This is a genomic window from Mesorhizobium sp. P2_B11 (assembly GCF_056404855.1).
Map to the genome: position 1 here is coordinate 45015 of NZ_JBFUDF010000001.1, position 19928 is coordinate 64942.

Consider the following 19928-nt stretch of genomic DNA (forward strand, 5'->3'; position numbering starts at 1 on the left):
TGTCGTTGTCCCAGAACCGCTGCACACTTCTGGGCGACATGCATTAGACGCCGTACCGCTCGGTGCGGATGATGTCCGCAGACATGCCGGTGTCGATCAGCGCCTGGGCGGCGGCCGAGACGAAGGCGTTCGAGCCGCAGACGAAGGCAAGCGCCGGCGGTTGTGGCAGCCGTGTGAGCGCCTGCATGACCATTGCCGTGTCGATGCGCCTTGAATAGTCGGACGGACGCTGTGCGGCCTCGCGCGTCAGCGTCAGCACCAGGTCGAAACCGTCGCGGCGGTCGTCGAGGCCGATCAGCTCGTCGCGGAAGATCACCTCGTCCCAGACCCGCACCGAAAACATCAGCGCGACCGGCACCGTGGATTTGCGCAAGGCCCGGTGACGCACCATCGCCATCAGCGGCACCACGCCGGAGCCGCCGCCGACCAGGAGCAACGGCCCGCCCTCGCTGTCGGACCAGACGAAATGCCCGCCAAGTGGCCCGCGCAGCTCGATCTCGTCGCCGACCGCCGCCACCTCGTGGAAGAAGGGCGAGACCTCGCCGTCCTCGAGTTTTTCGATCGCCAGCTCGATCGTGGCGCCGCACTCCGGTGCCGAGGCGATGGAGTAGGAACGGCGCGCCTGGTAGCCGTCCGGCGCCGTCAGCCTGACATCGACATGCTGTCCGGCGCGATAGGCAAAAGGCCGTGACAGCGCGAAGAAGAAACTGGTGACGCGCGGCGTGCGCATCTCGATGCGGGTGATTGTGGCCGTCTGCCAGGGCGACTGCGGCGATGCGGCCTCGCTCATGGATCGCTGCTATAGCGCTGCTCGCGCCACGGATCGCCATAGATGTGATAGCCGCGCAATTCCCAAAAACCCGGCTCGTCGCGTTCGGTGAACTGCAGCCCGTTCAGCCATTTGGCCGACTTCCAGAAATAGAGATGCGGCACCAGAAGCCGCGCCGGGCCGCCATGGTCGGCCGTGATCGGCTTGCCCTCATAGAGCAATGCCACCATCGCCTTGCCGGTGGTGAGGTCCTTGGCCGGCACGTTGGTGGTGTAGCCATCATAGCCATGCGCCAGCAGGAAGCCGGTCGGCGCTTCGATACCAGCATCGGCAAGAATGTCGTCGACCAGCACGCCTTGCCATGCGGTGTCGAACTTGGTCCAGGCGGTGACGCAGTGGATGTCGCGCGTCATCTTGGTCAAGGGCAGTGCGTTGAACTCGGCCCAGTTCCATTTCTTGATCGGGCGCGGCCCGTGCTTGAGCGTGAACGACCACTCCTCGGTGCGCACGCGCGGCGTCGGCCCTGCCGACAGCACCGGAAAACCCTGCTCGAGATATTGCCCGGGCGGGATGCGAGCATCCGTCTCTGTCGGAGGCTTTCGACCGGAGGAGAAACCGCGAGTGACCATCGGGACGTGTCCGTCTGCTGGGGATGCAGCCGCAGTGTTCTCGAAGATGCCTGATCGGGCAACAGGAATTTTGGGTGACACGGCAGGCCCGCGAGTGGTTGGCGAGCCTGCCGCGTCATGGCTCAGCCGGCGGCGAAGGGCACGGCGACGAAGATCTGCGCGTCGCCGCGGTCGACCAGAAGCAGCACCGACTTGCGGCCCGATTTGCCGGCCTCGGCGATCGCCTGGTTGGCCTGTCTTGCGTTGCGCACCGGAGACTGGTCGACGGCGACGATGACATCGCCCGGCTGCAGGCCGGCATTGGCGGCCGCCTTGTCCGGATTGACACGCTCGACCACGGCGCCGCGCTGGTTGGACGCCAGGTTCAGCTCCTCGCGGATATCGGGCGTGAGATCGGTCAGGCCAAGGCCGAGCGACGGCACGCGAAGCGCCTGGCCGGCCGAAGGCTTTTGATTGTCGCCCCCGGTAGAGGCGGTCTTCACATCGTCATTGTTGCGGCCGACATCGGCGGAGATCTGCACCGTCTTGCCGCCACGCCAGACATCGAGCGTTTCCTTGGCGCCGGGCGCGACATCGGCGACGGCGCGCGACAGGTCCTTGGGATCCTTGATCGCTTCGCCGGCAAAGCTGGTGATGACATCGCCGGTCTTGATGCCGGCCTTTGCCGCCGGCGATCCCTCGGTGACCTCGGAAACCAGCGCTCCGCCAGGATGATCGAGGCCGACGGCGCCAGCCACATCCGGCGTCACCGGCTGGATCTGCACGCCGAGATAGCCGTACTGGATGTTGCCTCCCTTCATCAGCTTGGCGACGACCTTTTGTGCCTGGTCCGAAGGAATAGCGAAGCCGACGCCGACACTGCCGCCATTGGGCGAATAGATCGCCGTGTTGATGCCGACGACATTGCCGGCGACATCGACCAGCGGTCCGCCGGAATTGCCATGGTTGATCGGCGCGTCGATCTGGATGAAATCGTCGAAGGGCCCGCTGTTGAGGTCACGGCCGCGCGCCGAGACGATGCCGGCGGTGACCGTGGTGCCGATGCCGAACGGATTGCCGATCGCCAGCACCTGATCGCCCGGCATGAGCTTGTCGGAATCGCCCCATTTGACCGTCGGCAGCGGCTTGTCCGCCTTGATCTTGAGCACGGCGAGGTCGTTCTTGGCGTCGTGGCCGACCAGCTTGGCGGGGAGCTCGGTGCCGTCGTCGAGCGTGACCTTGATCGACGTGGCGCCGTCGACGACATGGTTGTTGGTGACGATGGTGCCGTCGGCGTCGACGATGAAGCCGGAGCCGAGCGCTTCAGTCCGCTGCGCCTGCTGCGGCGGGGTCTTCGGCATCGGGATGCCCTGGTCGCCGAAGAACTGGCGGAAATAGTCGTCGAAGGGCGAATTGCCGCTGAAGGGCTGCTCATCGCTCATGTCCTGTGGCTGCGCCTTCATGACGGTGGTGACGGTCACCACCGCCGGCTTGGCGATGGCAACGATCGGCGCAAAGGAGCCGTTGGGCGCCGCTATGCCGGCGACAGGAGTCTGGGTTGTCGCGACGGCGTTGCTTGCGCTTTGAGCGAAAGACACGACGAAGGGGCTGACGATCAGCGCAGCGCCCAGCAAGGCCGCGACGCGATGTCTGCGAAGTATGTCTGACATGGTCGTTTGTCCGGGCGAGAAATGATCCGGCGCCGTGGCTCATTCCCGGGCGGAATAGTCATCGGCGTGTCGGCGGTCGCGGTTGCCCGTCTCGCCTGGCATGGCAGCCGGCCGGATCGACAGCCCTGCATCTAGGGTGCGGATCGGCCCGATTTAGGGTTTCTGCGCCATCTTACGAAGATTTAATATCCGATCACATTTCCGTTAGACGGCAGCGGGTGGCCAGCCTTCAGCGGCCTTCACCGGCCCTGTGTGCGCCTGAGATAGGCGCTGGCGATCTCACGCATCCTCGCGCCGTCGAAGCTCGGCCCGTGGCCGCCATGGCCGAGACGGACAGGCAGCTCGATCAGCCGCTGCATGGTTCGGCGATAATCGGGTTTGGAGGAGTCCGGCAGGTCGTCGATCAGCATGGAATCGTAGATGGCGTCGCCGGCAAAGAACAGGCCGTCGGCCTCATCGAACAGCGCGATTGAATCCGGAGAATGTCCGGGCAGATGCAGGACACGGAACTGCCGGTCGCCGAGGTCAACGACATCGCCTTCGTCCAGTGTGCGCGTCAGCGGCGCCGGCGGTATCTTGTAGTCGGCCGCCGTCCAGCCCGGCGCCGGCAATTTCGAGACGGCACCGTCGAGGTTGGTGAACATGTAGGCGTAGGTGACGGCCTCATCCATGGTGCTGAAGGTCGAGGCGCTTTGGATTGGCCCGAGCCGCAGCGGGAATTCATGCAGCGAGCCGACATGGTCGAGGTGAATGTGGGTGGCCACAACGATGAGCGGCTTACCCTCAGGTGTGTCGATCTCAGGCGCCAGCGGACAGATGCCCATGCCGGTGTCGACCAGCAGGTCGGCATCGCGTCCTCTGAAATGCCAGATGTTGGCGCGCACGAAATCGTGCACGAACGGCTCTGTCAGCATCGTTGTCCTGATATCGATGACAGTCTTGCCGAACCAGTCGCCGACAACACGTTCGCCGCCAAAACGGGCACCGCCAAAACGGTCGCCCATCAGACGAAGGGCTTTCCGACCTTGTACTTTTCCGGCACCAGCCGCTTCAGATAGGCCATGCCAGCCTCCGACAACTGGTTGACGTCGGGCTTCATGAAATCGTCGGGCATATGACGCGTCTTGCCGGCGACGTTCTTCAGCGGCACCTTCTTCAGCACGGTTTTGCTGCCGTCATACTGCAGCGCCACCGAGCCGCCGCCTTCGCCGGCGACGGCAACCGCGAAGGCGCCGGCATCGAAAGCTTCCTGCGCGTCGACGGCGCTGATCGCGCCGATGTAGCCGCGCGGCATGTAGCCCAATGCGTCGACCCGCGCCCGCTTGCCTGGCAGGCCTTCGGCCAGCGCCCGTTCCAGCGCCGCCGGCAGGTCGCTGCCCGACAGTTTGACGTTGCCATGGGCGTCGCGCTCGAGCTTGTCCGGCGGCACCAGGCTCTCGACCAGCGCCTTGCCGTCGGCGGTGCTGACGCCTTCGGAGACGGCGACGATGCAGCGCTTGTGGCGGTCGAGCGAGGCGCGCACGTCATCGATGAAGCCGGCGGCCGAGAACGGCCGCTCCGGCACGTAGACGAGGTGCGGACCGCTGTCAGGATCGAGCTGCCAGGCGGCGGCGGCGGCTGTCAGGAAGCCGGCGTGGCGGCCCATGACGATGCCGACATAGATCCCGGGCAAAGCGCGAAAATCGAGATCGACCGACAGGAAGGCGCCGGCAACAAACTCGGCCGCCGAGATGAAGCCCGGCGTGTGGTCGTTCTCCTCGAGATCATTGTCGATGGTCTTTGGCGCATGCACGAAAGCGATGCTGCCGCCGGCGGCATCGGTCAGGATCTGCTGGGTGCCCGACGTGTCGTTGCCGCCGATATAGATGAAGGCGTCGGCGCCGGCTTTCTTCAGGCCGTTGAGGATGACCTCGCAATAGGCGGCATCCGGCTTGTCGCGCGTTGAGCCGAGGGCGGCACTCGGCGTTCCCGCGATCAGCCGCAGCCGATCCTCGGGGATGGCGGAGAGGTCGACATAATTGCCGTCACGAATGCCGCGCACGCCATGGATGGAGCCCAGCACCTTGGCGCCGGGATGGCGCTTGCGGATTTCCAGCGTGGCGCCGACAACCGTCTGGTTGATGACGGCGGTCGGGCCGCCGCCCTGTGCGATGACAAACGTTCCAGCCATGCTTGATCTCTCCCGGCGTGATGGTTTTCAAGGCACCTTGGCCTGTCTTGCCGCATCGCGCAACGGGAGAACAAGAGCATGATCCCGAAAAGTGGAAACCGGTTTTCTCGGACAAACGGTTCCCGTTTGTCCAGAGATCATGCTCAGACAAGAGCGGCGCCAAACCGCCGCAGAAGGATCAGACGACGACGACCGGGTTCTTCTTGGAGACGCGGCTGTAGAGGTCGATGATGTCCTGGTTGATCAGGCGCACGCAGCCCGACGACATCGCCTGGCCGATGCTCGCCCATTCGGGTGAACCATGGATGCGATAGCCGGTGTCCTTGCCATCCTGGTAGATGTAGAGCGCACGCGCGCCGAGCGGATTGGTCAGGCCACCGGGCTGGCCGTTTTGCCATTTCACCAGTTCCGGCTTGCGCTGGATCATTTCCGGCGGCGGTGTCCACACTGGCCATTCCTTGCCGTACTGGATGTTGGCACGGCCGGACCAGCGGAAGCCGTCCTTGCCGATGCCGACGCCGTAGCGGATGGCGTCGCCGCCCTCCTGTACGAGGTAGAGTTTGCGTTCGTTGAGATGGACGACAATGGTGCCGGGCGCCTCGCCGGTTTCGTTGACGACGATCTGGCGGCGGAACTCCGGCTTGACCTTCTGGTAGGGCACGGCCGGCACCTCGAAGCCGCCATCGTTGAGCGCGGCATACATGATGTCGGGGCCGGTGACATTCTTGTCGACGCTGATCGCCGGGCGGATCGGCCGCACCGAGCCGGTGACCGTATCGTCCAACTGCAATTGCGGCAGTTCTAGCGTCGCGGTGCTGCAGCCGGCCATGCCGATCAGCGCCATGGCGCCGGCCCCTGTCAGGACGAAGCGGCGGGAATAGAGATGTTCGGTTTCGATTGCGTCGCCATTTGGCGGCGTCAGATTCTGCGGCAACTCACGCATACACCCAAACCCTACGCTGTCGGCGGGAAACACGGTCCGGCCGGATAGCGGGCAGTTTCGCCAAACATGGTTGAAAAAGCATGAAGGCGTTCGGTCGGGCCTTAACCCTGTTTTTTGAACAACTCCGCAGATGGGGCAAACCGGTCCGCCGCGAATTTTTTGGGATGGCTCTTTACATTCCGGCGAGCCCAAGGATTTATCCTTTTCTTTGCGCTCAAGGAGACAAAGATGTCGTTCGAAAATTGGGCTGCCTTCGCCGCCGCCTCCACCGTTCTGCTCATCATTCCCGGCCCAACCATCCTGCTGGTCGTGTCCTACGCGCTGGGCCAGGGCTGGCGCACCGCTCTGCCGATGGCGGTCGGCGTGGCGCTGGGCGACTTCACCGCCATGACATTGTCGATGCTGGGCATCGGCGCGCTCTTGGCCGCGTCGGCGACCGTGTTCACCGTCCTGAAGCTGATCGGTGCCTGCTATCTGATCTATCTCGGCATAAAACTGTTCCGCGCTGGCGGTGCGCTGAAAGCCGAACCGCGCAACGACGCCGTGTCCGCGGCCAAGATGATGGCGCATGCCTGGCTGGTCACCGCGCTCAACCCGAAGAGCATCACTTTCTTCGTCGCCTTCCTGCCGCAGTTCCTCAATCGCGAGGCCGATTTCTGGCCGCAGATGCTGATCTTCGAGACCACCTTCCTGGCGCTCGCCTTCGCCAATGCCTTCGGCTACGCACTGATTGCGGCGCGCGCCCGCAATGTCGTGCGCAACCCCAAGGCGATCCGCATCTTCAACCGCACCGGCGGCACGCTGCTGGTCGGCGCGGGGATCGCCACGGTGGCGATGCGCTCGGGACGCTAAGGTCGAGGCTTTCTGAACCAAGGCCGACGATCAGAGTTAGCATATTTGACGTCGGCGCCGCCCCTCATCTGGCTGCCGCCATCTTCTCCCCGTGAACGGGGAGAAGGACGCTCGCATTTGACGATTTCGCCAATCATCTGCGTTGCAGAAGGTGGCGCCGAGGTTGCGGTCAGCCTCTTTCTCCCCGTTTACGGGGAGAAATGCCCGGCAGGGCAATGAGGGGCAGCGCAGACTTCTCTATTTGCTTGCAGGCCGACATCACTGGAATGCCGGCCTTGGCTTTCACCACTTGACGCTAAAGCCCAGATTGCCCTCGAGCACGCGGCGTTTGTCGCCACCGAGATTGGTGGTGTAGTCGCCGGTGGCGAAGAGGCTGACCTTGTCGGTCACCTTGGCGACCACGCCGCCGCCGAATTCCAGCGATGTCGACTTGCCTTCGGTCGAGATGTCGGTGGCGCCGAAATTGACGTGATCGGTGCCACCGAAATCATGCCAGAGATTGGCCTTGAGGTAAGGCTGCAGCGCGATGCCGTTCAGCACCGTCTCACCCTGCAGCCGCAGCCCGAGCCTGCCACTCACTTGGTCGTCGAGATCGAAGGAGACCGACGAAAAACGGTCCGTGGCATCGTCGAGCGACAGGTGCTGCCAGACCAGTTGCGCCTGCGGCTCGAGCGTCCAGCCTTGCGCCAGCGCGGTCGGATAGCCGCCCTCCAGCGAGGCGGTGATGCCGGTTCCGTCGATGTCGATGCCGATGTCGCGCGACGAGGTTGCCGAGCCGCTGAAGAAGGTCGCCATGAGCACGCCGTCGAGATACCAGCCGCCCTGACCGATGCGTGTCCAGTAGCCGCCGACGCTGGTGCCGCCGAGATCGATGCCGCCGACGGAGAGGCCGTCCTGACCCAGCGCCTGGCCGCGCACATCGCCATTCATGCTGCCATAGCCGATGAACAGGCCGGCGCGATCGACGCTGCCTGACGCTGTCTCGCGCCCGAACACATCGAAGCCGGCCTGCAGGCCGAAGAGCGTGCCATCGAAGGATGGTGACACCGTTCCCGACCAGGCCATTTTGGTGTCCTGACCGAAGATGCGCCCCCAGACTGGCGATATCTCGGCGTTCGACAACAGGCTCTGTTCGCCGCGCCGTTCGTGGAATGTGCCAAGCATGCTCATCGCCAGGTGCTCGGCCACCGGAGGCAAGGCCGAATAGACCGGCACCTCGATACGGTAGAGCAGGATTTCTTCACCCGGCGCCGGGGTCGGCAGATCGGGGATATCGGTCGGCACGGTTGGTGGCGGTGGCGGCGGGTCGGCCGGCGGCGCCGGAGGTGGCGGTGGCGGCGGTTCGGGCTCCGGATCGGCGGGCTGCACCGGCGGTGTCGGATCGACCGGCGGATTGTTGATGTCGCCATCGCTCGGCGGCGGTGTCGGCGGCAGTTCGGATGGCGGCGGAGGCGGCGGCTCGACCGCCGGTGGCTCGGGCTCCGGCGTCGGCGTCGGTTCGAGCGGCGGCGGTGCAGGTGCCGGCGGCGCCGGTGTGGTCAGGGTCGAGCGCAGATACCAGTTTTCTTCAGTGCCGGCGGTGACACCGCCCTTGAACAGATAATATTCGAAGGCGCCGGCGGCGACGGGTGCAGCCAGCGCAAACGTCGAGGCCCCCGATGTGGCGCCGTTTTCCGCCTGGATGACCATGATGCCGCTGGCGGTGGTCTCGGCCCCGGCGCCGCCCACATTGACCACCGCAATGCCTGTCGTGCCGGAAGCGGTGCCGCCCGACAGCACCAGCCTGTCCGAATCCGAGGAATCGTCGCCGAGCTCGGTCTGGATGAGCAGCAGGCCGCCGAGGCCGACATAATTGCCTCTGATCGTCAGCCGGTCAGTCACACCCGAGCCGCCATTGGTCAGGTCGATGCGGCCGGCATTGCCGACCGACGCCATCTGGCCGGCGGTGAACGCCTCGATCGAGCTGTTGAAGCCGCCGCCGAACAAAGTGCTGGAAGCGTCGACGTTGAGTGCGCCCGTACCGGTGGCGCTGTCGCCGAGCACGAGATTGCTGTCCAACGTCAATTCCGTGTCGTCAGTGGCGTTGATGGTTTCCCAGTTCTGAACGCGGCTGATGCCATCCAGCTTGACGTTGTCGAAGGTGAGTGTGTCGGCGCCGGCGCCACCGGTGATCGCATCGGTGCCGCCGAGATTGGCGTTGGTGAGGTTGCTCAGCTTCGCGGTGTCGATGTCGCCGCCGAGATCGACCATGCCATAGATGATGCCGCCACCGTTCCAGACGAAGTTGTCGGTGCCGAAACTCATCAGCACGTCGCCGCCGACCGTACCGCCGGTCACCGTTACGCTGTCGGTGCCGCCACTGACGCTGATGTTGCCGCCGATGGTACCGCCCGAGAGAAGGATGGTGTCGTTGCCGAAGCCGGTGACGAGGTTGCGGTCGATGGTGCCGCCGGACATGTTGAAGAAATTGTCGTCGAGCTTCATGTTGACGCGGCCGATGCGACCACCGGTCATCACCGCGCGGTCGCCGTCGTCGAAGAAATCGACGATGCGTCCGCCGCTCATGAAGAAGGTGTCGAGTGCGTCGCCCTGGTTCAGCGAACCGATCTGGCCGCCGCTCATGTTGAAATCGTCGATACCGGCGCCTTGCTGGACATTGCCGACGACGGTGCCGCCGCCGATGGTGAAGAAATCCGTGCCGCCGCCCTGGTCAACAGTGCCGGTAATGGTGCCGGACTGCATGTCGATGCGGTCGATGCCGGTGCCGAAGGTGACGTTGCCGCTGATCTGTCCGGTGCCGGCGGTGGGGAAGGTCAGTGTGTTGTCGCCGCTGGTGTCGGTGAGGCTGCCGCCCGAATCGCCGCTGTCGCAGATGTAGGCGGTATTCCCGGCCGGCAGGACCAGCGCGCAGGCGGCGAAGGCCGTAGAATTGGGCAGCAACGCCAGTGCCGTAGTTGAGAGAACGCTAATTAACCATGGATGTGGATGACGCAGCTTTCGCGGCGGCAAAGCAACTGCTCCCTCCGTATCCCGCGAACAACTGTCCGCAGGCTGGTTCTTCAGGTGCCGCATCGCGTCCCTCTCGATTCGCGATTTCAAGCTCCCCGCCCGGCGCCGCAATGAAGACATAATCCGCCAGATTTTACAAAGCCTATTCTGCCCCTCATGGTTGATGAACTACGAAACTAGTTGAACTGGACTCCAGTATTGATTGGTCCAGACTTCGCTTGGCGCGCCCGCCGCCAATGCTCTAGGATCGGCGCACAGCGGAACTTTATGATCACCGGAGGGCCGGGTATGGCAGTCAGGGATGCATTCGGCCTGACCTTATCGGGCGCGACAGAGACCGGCTTCACGCCTTACAGCCAGGCCGTCCGCGAATTGCAATGCTTCATCGGCGACCCCGTCGCTTCCATCGATCGCGCCATTGCGACCGACCCCGGCTTCGTCATGGCGCATGTGTTCAAGGGCTATCTGTTCGGCCTCGCCACCGAGCGCGAGGCAACGGCGGTGGCCAAGGCATGCCACGAAACGGCGCTGCCGCTTGCGGCGACCGCGCGCGAGCAGGCGCATGTCGCGGCCCTTGGCCATCTCGCCGCCGGCCGCTGGCACGAGGCCTCGCGCTTGCTCGAAGATATCGCCATCGACTTCCCGCTGGACGCGGTGGCGCTGCAGACCGGGCATCAGGTCGATTTCTTCACTGGCAACGCCCGCATGCTGCGCGACCGTATCGGCCGCGCGCTGCCGTCATGGCAAAGCGGCATGCCCGGCTACCATGCCATTCTCGGCATGCAGGCCTTCGGGCTGGAGGAAATGGGTGATTATGCGCGCGCCGAGAGACTGGGCCGGCAGGCCGTCGACATCGAGCCGCGCGACGGCTGGGCGCAGCACGCAGTCGCCCATGTCATGGAAATGCAAAGCCGGCAAAAGGACGGCATTGCCTGGATGCGGACCAATCCCGAGGCGTGGACAAGGGACAGCTTCCTGCAGGTGCACAATTGGTGGCATTTGGCGCTCTTCCACTACGATCTCGGCGAGGCCGAAGAGGTGTTGGCCCTATATGACGGGCCGATCTACGGCACGCCGTCGACGATGGCGCTCAACATGGTCGATGCCTCGGCGATCCTGTGGCGGCTTCTTCTCGGTGGCGTCGACGTCGGCGACCGCTGGGTAGCGCTCGCCGCCAACTGGCCCAAGATCGGTGCCGGCAATTACGCCTTCAACGACGCCCATGCCATGATGGCCTTCGTCGGCGCCGGGCTCGAAGCGCCAGCCAAGACCTTGCTCGAGGCACAGCGCGAGGCGATGCGCGGCAGCGACGACAACGCTGCCTTCACCAGGGATGTCGGCCATCCGTTGACGCTCGCGATCAAGGCCTTTGGCGACGGCAACTACACCGAGGCGGTGCGCCTGATCCGGCCGATACGGTCGATTGCTCATCGCTTCGGCGGCAGCCATGCGCAGCGCGACGTGATCGACCTGACGCTGATCGAGGCGGCGCTGCGGGCGGGCGACACAGCGCTTGCACGCGCCCTGACGGCAGAGCGCCAGCTGGCCCGGCCGGACAGTCCGCTGTCGGCGCTGTTTTCGCGGCGCGCCGCCAATTTGTCAGAGAATTGACCCGCAGCTGATCTTGTTTTAAAAACTGGCCAAGCCAGATTTTTTCGAGACCCGAAAAAATTAATGGCAATGGGAGGAATGCATGTATCTCGGCCTCGATCTAGGCACGTCGGGCGTCAAGGCGCTGTTGATCGATGCCGGGCAAACCGTCATCGGCTCCGGTCATGCTTCGCTTGACGTCTCGCGGCCGCACCCCGGCTGGTCCGAGCAAAACCCAGCCGACTGGGTCCGCGCCTGCGAGACCGCCATTGCCGAGCTGAAATCAGCGCATCCGAAAGAGCTCGCCGCGGTCAAAGGCATCGGCCTCTCCGGCCACATGCATGGCGCCACCTTGCTCGACGCCGGCGACCAGGTGCTGCGCCCTTGCATATTGTGGAACGATACGCGCAGCCATGCCGAGGCGGCTGCGCTCGATGCCGATCCGCGCTTTCGCAAACTGACCGGCAACATCGTTTTCCCCGGCTTCACAGCGCCAAAACTCGCCTGGGTGAAGAACAACGAGCCGGCTGTCTTCGCCAAGGTGGCGAAGGTGCTGCTGCCCAAGGACTATCTGCGGTTCTGGCTGACCGGCGAGCATATCTCCGAAATGTCCGACTCGGCCGGCACCTCATGGCTCGATGTCGGCAAGAGACGCTGGTCTTCCGAACTGCTCGCAGCGACATCGCTCGACGAGACGCAGATGCCGTCGCTGGTCGAGGGCACGGAGAAGGCCGGCGCCTTGCGCGCCGAGCTCGCCTCGAAATGGGGCGTCCAGGCAGGCATCCCGGTAGCCGGCGGCGCCGGCGATAATGCGGCTTCGGCCTGCGGCATGGGCACGGTCGGCGCCGGCCACGCTTTTGTGTCGCTCGGCACGTCCGGCGTGCTGTTTGCCGCCAACGCGTCCTACCTGCCCAACCCGGCCAGTGCGGTCCACACCTTCTGCCACGCTCTGCCCAACACCTGGCACCAGATGGGCGTCATTTTGTCGGCAACGGATTCGTTGAACTGGCTGTCGGAAATATCGGGCAAGAAGGCCGGCGAACTGACTGCCGAACTTGGCGACACGCTGAAGGCGCCGAGCGGCGTGTCGTTCCTGCCCTATCTCTCGGGCGAGCGCACGCCGCACAATGATTCCGCCATTCGCGGCTCCTTCACCGGGCTGGCGCATGAATCGAGCCGTGCGGTGCTGACGCAGGCCGTGCTCGAAGGCGTCGCCTTTGCCTTCCGTGACAGTCTCGAAGCCTTGAAGACGGCGGGCACGACGCTGACGCGGGTGACCGCGATCGGCGGCGGCTCGCGCTCGCGCTACTGGCTGAAGGCGATTGCGACCGCGCTGCAGGTGCCGGTGGATATTCCCGCCGATGGCGATTTCGGCGCTGCGTTTGGTGCGGCAAGGCTCGGGCTGATTGCGGCCACGGGGGCGGATCCACTGGCGGTGTGCACCGCGCCGCGGACGGATGCGACGGTGGAGCCGGATGGTTCGCTCGCTGGCGCCTATACGGATGCCTATCAGCGCTACCGGGCGCTGTATCCGGCGATCAAGGCTGTGACCGCGTGAGTAAGCGCGAGGCACCCCCCTCTGCCCTGCCGGGCATCTCCCCCTCAAGGGGGGAGATCAGCAGGCTTGGCGATGCCTCATGTCTTTCCACGTTGGCAGTTGGCGAAGGCCAACGCGACAGCCAATCTCCCCCCTTGAGGGGGAGATGGCCGGCAGGCCAGAGGGGGGTGCCTCGCACCACCCCTAACCAGTTAGCATCACTGCGCCGGCACCTTGTCCAGAAACCCGGTGACGCTCTTCAGCCGCCCATTCTCGATAACGCCGATATCGGTGCCTTCGATAACCGACGGAACACCCTCCGGTCCGAGATTCCACGAGAAGCGGATTGCGTCGCCAAATCCGTCCGGCTGACCCTTCAGCGAGAATCGGAAGCCGGCAAAGCGCTGTTGCACACCGTCGATCAGGGCGGCGACACCCGCATGGCCGTCGCCCTGCATCAGCGGATCGCGGTAGCTGACGTCTTCGGTGAAGGTTGCCTTGAGCAGTTCGGCGCGGCGACCCGCATCGGCTTCGTTCCAGGCGGTGATGTAGCCTTCGGCGATTTTGCTGAGGTCGGTCATGGTCTGTCTCCTTCGTTGAGTGGCTTTGACACGACCCTTTTCACCCCGAGCGAGAGCGAAACCAATTACGCCTGAGGTAATCAGGGCGAACTATTCGAGAGAGGACAGACATCATGAGCAGCGGATTTTTCGGCGATATCAAAGCGATCAAGTATGAAGGACCGGATTCGACCAATCCGCTGGCCTACCGCTTCTACAACCCGGATGAGGTCGTCGCCGGCAAGCGGCTGGAAGACCATCTGCGCTTCGCCGTCGCCTACTGGCATTCCTTCGCCTGGCCGGGCGGCGATCCCTTCGGCGGCCAGACCTTCGACCGTCCCTGGTTCCCCAAGGCGGGTGGAATCGACACGATGGAACTGGCGAAGCTGAAAGCCGACGTCGCCTTCGAGATGTTCTCGCTGCTTGGCGCGCCCTATTTCTGCTTCCACGACGCCGATGTGCGCCCGGAAGGCAAGGATTTCTCCGAAAGCGCTGCCCGTCTCGACGAGATCGCCGACTATTTCGCGGGCAAGATGAAAAAGACCGGCGTCAAGCTGCTCTGGGGCACGGCAAACCTGTTCTCCAACCGTCGGTTCATGTCGGGCGCCGCCACCAATCCCGATCCCGATGTCTTTGCCTATGCGGCGGCGACGGTGAAAAGCTGCATCGACGTCACCAAGCGGCTGAAGGGCGAGAACTACGTGCTGTGGGGCGGCCGCGAAGGCTATGAGACGCTGCTCAACACCGACCTTGCCCGCGAGCAGGAGCAGGCCGGACGCTTCCTCAGCCTGGTCGTCGACTACAAGCACAAGATCGGTTTCAAGGGCACGATCCTGATCGAGCCGAAGCCGCAGGAGCCGACCAAGCACCAGTATGACTACGACGTCGCCACGGTCTATGGCTTCCTGAAACGCTTCGGCCTCGAGAAGGAAGTCAAACTCAACATCGAGCAGGGCCACGCTATCCTGGCCGGCCATTCCTTCGAGCATGAGCTGGCGTTGGCCAATGCGCTCGGCGTCTTCGGCTCCATCGACATGAACCGCAACGACTACCAGTCGGGCTGGGACACCGATCAATTCCCCAACAATGTGCCGGAAATGGCGCTGGCCTATTATCAGGTCCTGCAGGCCGGCGGATTCAAGACCGGCGGCACCAATTTCGACGCCAAGCTGCGCCGCCAGTCGCTCGATCCGCAGGATCTGCTGATCGGCCACATCGGTGGTATGGATTCTTGTGCGCGCGGTCTCAAGGCTGCGGCGAAGATGGTCGAGGACAAGGCGCTGTCAGGCCCGCTTGCCGAACGCTATGCCGGCTGGAACTCCGCCGAGGCCAAGGCGATGCTCTCGGGCAAGCGCTCGCTGGAAGACATCGCCGAGCGCGTGGTCAAGAAGAAGATCGAGCCGCAGCCGCGCTCCGGCCGCCAGGAACTGCTGGAAAACATCGTCAACCGCTACGTCTGAGACGTGGAACCGACATAAGCCGCGCGTGGCTGAAAGCCGCCGCGGCCCGCCTCTGCTAGTCAGCCGTTCGTGAGCGAGCGGAGACGACAGTGGCTGACATTACGGTACGCAAGGCACGGACAGGCGATGTCCCGGCCCTGAAACAGGTGCTGCAGGAAACCTTTGAAGGCACCTGGCTGCCGCATGTCAGCAAGGCGTCGGCGCAGCGCTATGTCGAGACCGATATTGGCGGGCGCTATGTCGAGGAGAGCTGGCCGGAGTTCACCGTGGCTGAAATCGATGGCCGGATTGCCGGGATGATCCACTGGCGCGGCGACTTCATCGAAGCCGTGCATGTCAGGGGAGGCCATCAGGGCCAGGGCGTCGGCGGCAAGCTGCTGTCGCATGCCGAGCAGGCGATCCGCGCCGCCGGCTTTCAACAGGTGCGGCTCGAGACCGACACGTTCAACGAACGCGCCCAAAACGTCTACAAGGCGGTCGGCTATGTCGAAAAGGACCGCTATCCCGACGATGAGTGGGACAGCGGCTTCACCACCGTGCTGTTCGAGAAACGGCTGGACTGATCCTCTGCCGATTCGGAATTTGCTGTAGAGCACAGCTTTGCGCCAAAGGGCGCTGGCGACGACAAGGTTTGCCCTTGGCCGCCCCTCAATGACCTCGCTCTTGCCTTCAAACTGCCGTCACGTATCTCGTATAAGAGGTCCGTTGTGGCGGGTGAAAAGGAAGGAGGCGAACCGATGATGCAACACGAACGCGAAATCGACGCCCTACTCTCATCCGGCGAGACCGGATCGATCATCGACCGGCTGATGGCTCTGCCGCGGCCGACCGACAACGTGAAGAACGAATGGGATCGTGCTGTCAGCAGCCGTTTCGAAGTCCGGCTGGCGAGGCAGATGCGCTCGCAGATGGACGCCGGCAGCGACCGACAGAACGCCGCGTAATCCCCTCTGGAGCAATTCCAGGAAAAGTGTGACGCGGTTTTCCCGGGAAAAGCGCGGAGCGCTTTCCCTTGGGAATTGCGACAATACAAAAATCTATCCTCGACGAAGCCTGACTGGGGCTTCGCCAAACGCTCTTGAAAACGCTCTGGAAAATGCCGCGGCGGACGAGAACCCCGTCCGCCCGGCAATATCCGCCATGGCGATCCTTGTATCGACCACCAGCCGCCGCGCCGCACCCAGCCGCAGCCTGAGATAATAGGCGCCCGGCGTCTCGCCGATCGACTTGCGGAAAATGCTTTCCAATGTCCGTGCCGTCACCCCGGCGCGTTTCGCTACCGCATCGATGGTCAGCGGCTGGTCGACATGCGATTCCATCAGCCTGATTGCCTGCGCCAGACGCGGGTCGTAGCCGTCGAGCCGGCCGAGCGAAACCAGCGGCTGCGCGTCGGTCGCGGCGCGCGCCTGATCATAGATGAAAACGCTGGCGACATCGAGCGCGACAGCCATGCCGAGGCGGGTGCGGATCAGATGCAGCATCAGGTCGAAGGTCGGCGACGCCCCGCCGGAGGTGAAGACCGGTCCGTCGATGACATAGCGGTCCGGGCGGACATCGACGCCCGGGAAAGCCGAGGAAAAATCCTCCATGTCTTCCCAATGGGTGGTGGCGCTGCGGCCTTCGAGCAGGCCGGCGCGCGCCACCAGCCAGGTGCCGGCCTCGACGCCACCACAGGCGCGGGCGGCCCGGGCCGCGCGGCGCAAGCCCGAAAGCAAAGCCGATGTCGCGTAATTCTGGGTGCCGAAGCCGGCGACGACGACAAGGACATCGGTTGATTCGGCCGCATCGAAGCGGCCGCTGACCGCCACCGGCAGGCCGCATGTGGTGACCGGTGCCTCGCCGGTGACCGAGACCAGTTTGAAATCGAACAGCGTCTCGCCGGAGATGCGGTTGGCGGCGCGCAAAGGGTCGACGGCCGAGGCCACGCACATGATGGACGAGCCGGAAAACACCAGCAGCGTCACCTTGAGCGGCGAGCGTTCCGAGCGAAAGATGGTCGGTTTTTCGCTTTTGATCATGGAAGCTTCGTAAATCGCAAAACAGTTTCCCGCAAGTAGCGCAATGTTGTGGTCTGTCTTGACTGGGAGGAAATTGCCATGCCGCTCGCGATGAACCGTGAGGTCTTCATTACCTGTGCCGTCACCGGCTCTGGCGGCACGCAGGACCGTTCGCCGCATGTGCCGCGCTCGCCCAAGCAGATCGCCGATTCGGCGATCGACGCGGCCAAGGCGGGTGCTGCCATCGTCCACTGCCATGTCCGCGACCCCGAGACCGGCAAGCCGCGCCGCGATGTCCATCTCTACCGCGAAGTGACGGAACGCATCCGCGACGCCAATGTCGACATGATCCTGAACCTCACGGCGGGGATGGGCGGCGACATGGTGTTCGGTTCGCCGGAGGCGCCGCTGCCGCTCAATGAAAAAGGCACCGATATGGGCGGCGCCACCAACCGCATGGAACATGTGCGCCAGTGCTTGCCGGAGATCTGCACGCTGGATTGCGGCACCATGAACTTCGCCGAGGCCGACTATGTCATGACCAACACGCCCGGCATGCTGCGCGCCATGGGCGGCATGATGACGGCGCTCGGCGTCAAGCCGGAGATCGAGGCCTTCGACACCGGCCATCTCTGGTTCGCCAAGCAGCTGGTCGAGGAGAAGGTGCTCAACGCCGACGCACTGGTGCAGCTCTGCATGGGCGTGCCGTGGGGTGCGCCGGATGACCTCAACACCTTCATGGCGATGGTCAACAATGTGCCGTCGACCTGGAACTGGTCGGCCTTCGCCATTGGCCGCAACCAGATGGCCTATGCCGCCGCAGCCGTACTCGCCGGCGGCAATGTCCGCGTCGGGTTGGAAGACAATCTGTGGCTCGACAAGGGCGTGCTGGCGACCAACGCGCAGCTGGTCGAACGCGCCGCCAGCATCGTCACCAATCTCGGCGCCAGGATTTTGGGCCCGGAGGAAGTGCGCAAGAAGCTGAACCTGACCAAGCGGGCGCCGATCGCCGCGTAATTGGGGGAGGTCGGCATGGCAACCGTCAAATTCACCGCGATGAAGGATGGCGACCGGGACGACTACGAGTTCCTGACCGCGCATGAGATCGACTATGCGGCCAGGACCGGCGAGCGTCTGCTCGATGCGCTGGTCCAGCTCGACGAGGGCCTATCCGGCTACAAGATCACAAGGCTCGGCCATTCGCTGCAGGCGGCGACGCGGGCGTGGCGCGACGGCGCCGACACCGACTGGATCGCCTGCGCATTGCTGCACGACATCGGCGACATCTACGCGCCCTACAACCACGACGAATACGCCGCCTCGATCCTGAAGCCTTTCGTGCGCGAGCAATGCACCTGGGTGGTGGAAAAGCACGGAGACTTCCAGCGCCTCTATTATGCCCACCATCTCGGCGGTAACCGTCACGCCCGCGACCGCTTCGCCGGCCATGCCTATTTCGACGATTGCGACCAGTTTTGCGAACGCTGGGACCAGTCGAGCTTCGACCCGGACTATGACACGCTGCCGATCGAGTTCTTCCGCCCCTTCGTGCTCGAAGTCTTCGCCCGCAAGGCCTACGACGCCTCCGTGATCCGCGCCGGCGAGCGCGTGCCTCTCATCGACCCTCAAACAGCCAAGACAAGAACCGGAGCCTGACCATGAGCATCATCAACAAGGCGGCCGCTATCGGCGGCGGTGTCATCGGCGCCGGCTGGGTGGCGCGGCTGCTGCTCAATGGCATCGACGTGTCGATCTTCGATCCGGACCCGGAAGCGTCGCGCAAGGTCTCTGAAGTGATGAAGGGCGCGCGCCGCGCCTACAAGCAGATGGTTCCCGGCGGCCTGCCCAAGGAGGGCAAGCTGACCTTCGCCAAGACCATCGCCGAAGCGGTGGCCGACGCCGACTTCATCCAGGAGAGCGTGCCGGAGCGGCTCGACCTCAAACACCGTGTGCTGGCCGAGATCGACCTTTATGCGCCGGCCAACGCCATTGTCGGCTCGTCGACCTCCGGCATCAAGCCGACCGACATGCAGGTGGCGATGAAGAAGCATCCGGAGCGGCTGGTTGTCGGACATCCCTTCAACCCGGTCTACCTCCTGCCGCTGGTCGAGATCGTCGGCGGCGAGCAGACGTTCCCCGAGGCAATCGAGGTAGCCAAGGAAATCTATGCATCGATCGGCATGAAGCCTGTCGTCATCCGCAAGGAGATCGAGGCCTTTGTCGGCGACCGCCTGCTGGAAGCGGCCTGGCGCGAGGCGCTTTGGCTGATCAAGGACGGCATCTGCACGGTCGAGGAACTCGACGACATCATGCGCTACGGCTTTGGCCTGCGCTGGGCGCAGATGGGCATGTTCCAGGTTTATCGCGTCGCCGGCGGCGAGGCCGGCATGCGCCACTTCATGGCGCAGTTCGGGCCGTGCCTGAAATGGCCGTGGACCAAGCTGATGGATGTGCCGGAGTTTAACGATGAGCTGGTCGACCTGATCGCCACCCAGTCGGACGACCAGGCGCATGGCCTGTCGATCCGTGAACTGGAAAAGATCCGCGACGACAATCTGGTCGCCATTATGGACGCGCTGTCGAAGCAGAACAAAGGCAAGGGCTGGGGCGCCGGCGCCTTGCACAAGGACTATACCAGGCAGTTGGCCAAGCTGGCGGCGAAGAAGCCGGTGGCCTCCAAGGCAGCCGAGAAGGCCAAGGCTTCCAAGCCGGTAAAGAAGGCGGAAAAGCCGAAGAAAAAGACCGGCAAGAAGAAGGGCTGAG

Annotated in this window: 18 protein-coding genes; 9 read left to right on the forward strand and 9 right to left on the reverse strand. The window is 64.1% G+C overall.

Going from position 1 to position 19928, the window contains the following annotated elements; all coding sequences use genetic code 11:
• Positions 1 to 43: 43 nt before the first annotated feature.
• The 6 genes from AC1DYJ_RS00190 to AC1DYJ_RS00215 all read right to left on the reverse strand — a co-directional run bounded on the left by AC1DYJ_RS00190 (position 44) and on the right by AC1DYJ_RS00215 (position 6160).
• Positions 44 to 790: an FAD-binding oxidoreductase gene (locus AC1DYJ_RS00190; RefSeq protein WP_477278905.1), complete on the reverse strand. Its 747-nt coding sequence runs from the start codon at positions 788 to 790 to the stop codon at positions 44 to 46.
• Entirely contained in the window at positions 787 to 1398 is a 612-nt protein-coding gene (locus tag AC1DYJ_RS00195) for a molybdopterin-dependent oxidoreductase (RefSeq protein WP_477278907.1), read from the reverse strand. The genes AC1DYJ_RS00190 and AC1DYJ_RS00195 overlap by 4 nt, the downstream gene beginning before the upstream one ends.
• A 122-nt stretch (positions 1399 to 1520) precedes the next feature.
• Complete coding sequence (locus AC1DYJ_RS00200; RefSeq protein WP_477278908.1) at positions 1521 to 3047, reverse strand: DegQ family serine endoprotease; 1527 nt, start codon at positions 3045 to 3047, stop codon at positions 1521 to 1523.
• A gap of 239 nt (positions 3048 to 3286) precedes the next feature.
• Complete coding sequence (locus tag AC1DYJ_RS00205) at positions 3287 to 4051, reverse strand: MBL fold metallo-hydrolase (RefSeq protein WP_477278910.1); 765 nt, start codon at positions 4049 to 4051, stop codon at positions 3287 to 3289.
• On the reverse strand, positions 4051 to 5217 hold the full coding sequence (locus tag AC1DYJ_RS00210; RefSeq protein ID WP_477259685.1) for a diphosphate--fructose-6-phosphate 1-phosphotransferase: 1167 nt from the start codon (positions 5215 to 5217) through the stop codon (positions 4051 to 4053). Before AC1DYJ_RS00210 ends, AC1DYJ_RS00205 begins: the two co-directional genes overlap by 1 nt.
• Before the next feature lie 178 nt (positions 5218 to 5395).
• Positions 5396 to 6160 (reverse strand): L,D-transpeptidase, encoded by a 765-nt coding sequence (locus tag AC1DYJ_RS00215; RefSeq protein WP_477278912.1) that lies wholly within the window; start codon positions 6158 to 6160, stop codon positions 5396 to 5398.
• Between the two features lie 228 nt (positions 6161 to 6388).
• Here AC1DYJ_RS00215 and AC1DYJ_RS00220 point away from each other — a divergent pair, with 228 nt between their 5' ends.
• A complete protein-coding gene (locus tag AC1DYJ_RS00220) occupies positions 6389 to 7012 on the forward strand; it encodes a LysE family translocator (RefSeq protein ID WP_477278914.1) in 624 nt (207 codons plus the stop codon).
• Positions 7013 to 7294: 282 nt separating this feature from the next.
• Here the strand turns inward: AC1DYJ_RS00220 and AC1DYJ_RS00225 are convergent, their stop codons facing one another.
• On the reverse strand, positions 7295 to 10084 hold the full coding sequence (locus AC1DYJ_RS00225; RefSeq protein WP_477278916.1) for an autotransporter family protein: 2790 nt from the start codon (positions 10082 to 10084) through the stop codon (positions 7295 to 7297).
• A gap of 225 nt (positions 10085 to 10309) precedes the next feature.
• Here AC1DYJ_RS00225 and AC1DYJ_RS00230 point away from each other — a divergent pair, with 225 nt between their 5' ends.
• Positions 10310 to 11632 (forward strand): tetratricopeptide repeat protein, encoded by a 1323-nt coding sequence (locus AC1DYJ_RS00230; protein ID WP_477278918.1) that lies wholly within the window; start codon positions 10310 to 10312, stop codon positions 11630 to 11632.
• An 82-nt stretch (positions 11633 to 11714) separates the two neighbouring features.
• Positions 11715 to 13169 (forward strand): xylulokinase, encoded by a 1455-nt coding sequence (gene xylB, locus AC1DYJ_RS00235; protein WP_477278920.1) that lies wholly within the window; start codon positions 11715 to 11717, stop codon positions 13167 to 13169.
• A 197-nt stretch (positions 13170 to 13366) separates the two neighbouring features.
• Here xylB and AC1DYJ_RS00240 read toward each other — a convergent pair whose 3' ends face one another.
• Positions 13367 to 13729, reverse strand: coding sequence for a nuclear transport factor 2 family protein (locus AC1DYJ_RS00240; protein WP_477278922.1), 363 nt, complete (start codon positions 13727 to 13729; stop codon positions 13367 to 13369).
• A 113-nt stretch (positions 13730 to 13842) separates the two neighbouring features.
• Between AC1DYJ_RS00240 and xylA the strand changes: the two genes are divergently transcribed.
• The 3 genes from xylA (at position 13843) to AC1DYJ_RS00255 (ending at position 16112) form a co-directional block, all read left to right on the forward strand.
• Positions 13843 to 15168 (forward strand): xylose isomerase, encoded by a 1326-nt coding sequence (gene xylA / locus AC1DYJ_RS00245; protein WP_477278924.1) that lies wholly within the window; start codon positions 13843 to 13845, stop codon positions 15166 to 15168.
• 89 nt (positions 15169 to 15257) lie between these two features.
• Positions 15258 to 15731 carry an N-acetyltransferase family protein gene (locus AC1DYJ_RS00250; RefSeq protein ID WP_477278926.1) on the forward strand — a complete coding sequence of 158 codons (474 nt, stop codon included), beginning with the start codon at positions 15258 to 15260 and terminating at the stop codon, positions 15729 to 15731.
• Positions 15732 to 15905: 174 nt separating this feature from the next.
• Positions 15906 to 16112: a hypothetical protein gene (locus AC1DYJ_RS00255; RefSeq protein ID WP_477278928.1), complete on the forward strand. Its 207-nt coding sequence runs from the start codon at positions 15906 to 15908 to the stop codon at positions 16110 to 16112.
• Between the two features lie 93 nt (positions 16113 to 16205).
• On the opposite strand, the gene AC1DYJ_RS00260 is transcribed toward AC1DYJ_RS00255, so the two are convergent.
• The gene (locus tag AC1DYJ_RS00260; protein WP_477278930.1) at positions 16206 to 17186 is read right to left on the reverse strand and encodes a GlxA family transcriptional regulator; all 981 of its coding nucleotides are present in this window, start codon (positions 17184 to 17186) and stop codon (positions 16206 to 16208) included.
• A 78-nt stretch (positions 17187 to 17264) separates the two neighbouring features.
• On the opposite strand from AC1DYJ_RS00260, the gene bcoG reads away from it, so the two are divergent.
• Genes bcoG through AC1DYJ_RS00275 form a run of 3 tightly spaced genes read left to right on the forward strand, consistent with a single transcriptional unit; the run spans position 17265 to position 19927 of the window.
• Positions 17265 to 18182 (forward strand): 3-dehydrocarnitine:acetyl-CoA trimethylamine transferase BcoG, encoded by a 918-nt coding sequence (gene bcoG / locus AC1DYJ_RS00265; protein ID WP_477278932.1) that lies wholly within the window; start codon positions 17265 to 17267, stop codon positions 18180 to 18182.
• Between the two features lie 15 nt (positions 18183 to 18197).
• A complete protein-coding gene (locus AC1DYJ_RS00270) occupies positions 18198 to 18821 on the forward strand; it encodes an HD domain-containing protein (protein ID WP_477278934.1) in 624 nt (207 codons plus the stop codon).
• Between the two features lie 2 nt (positions 18822 to 18823).
• Positions 18824 to 19927: a carnitine 3-dehydrogenase gene (locus tag AC1DYJ_RS00275; RefSeq protein WP_477278936.1), complete on the forward strand. Its 1104-nt coding sequence runs from the start codon at positions 18824 to 18826 to the stop codon at positions 19925 to 19927.
• The last annotated feature ends 1 nt before the right edge of the window (position 19928 follow it).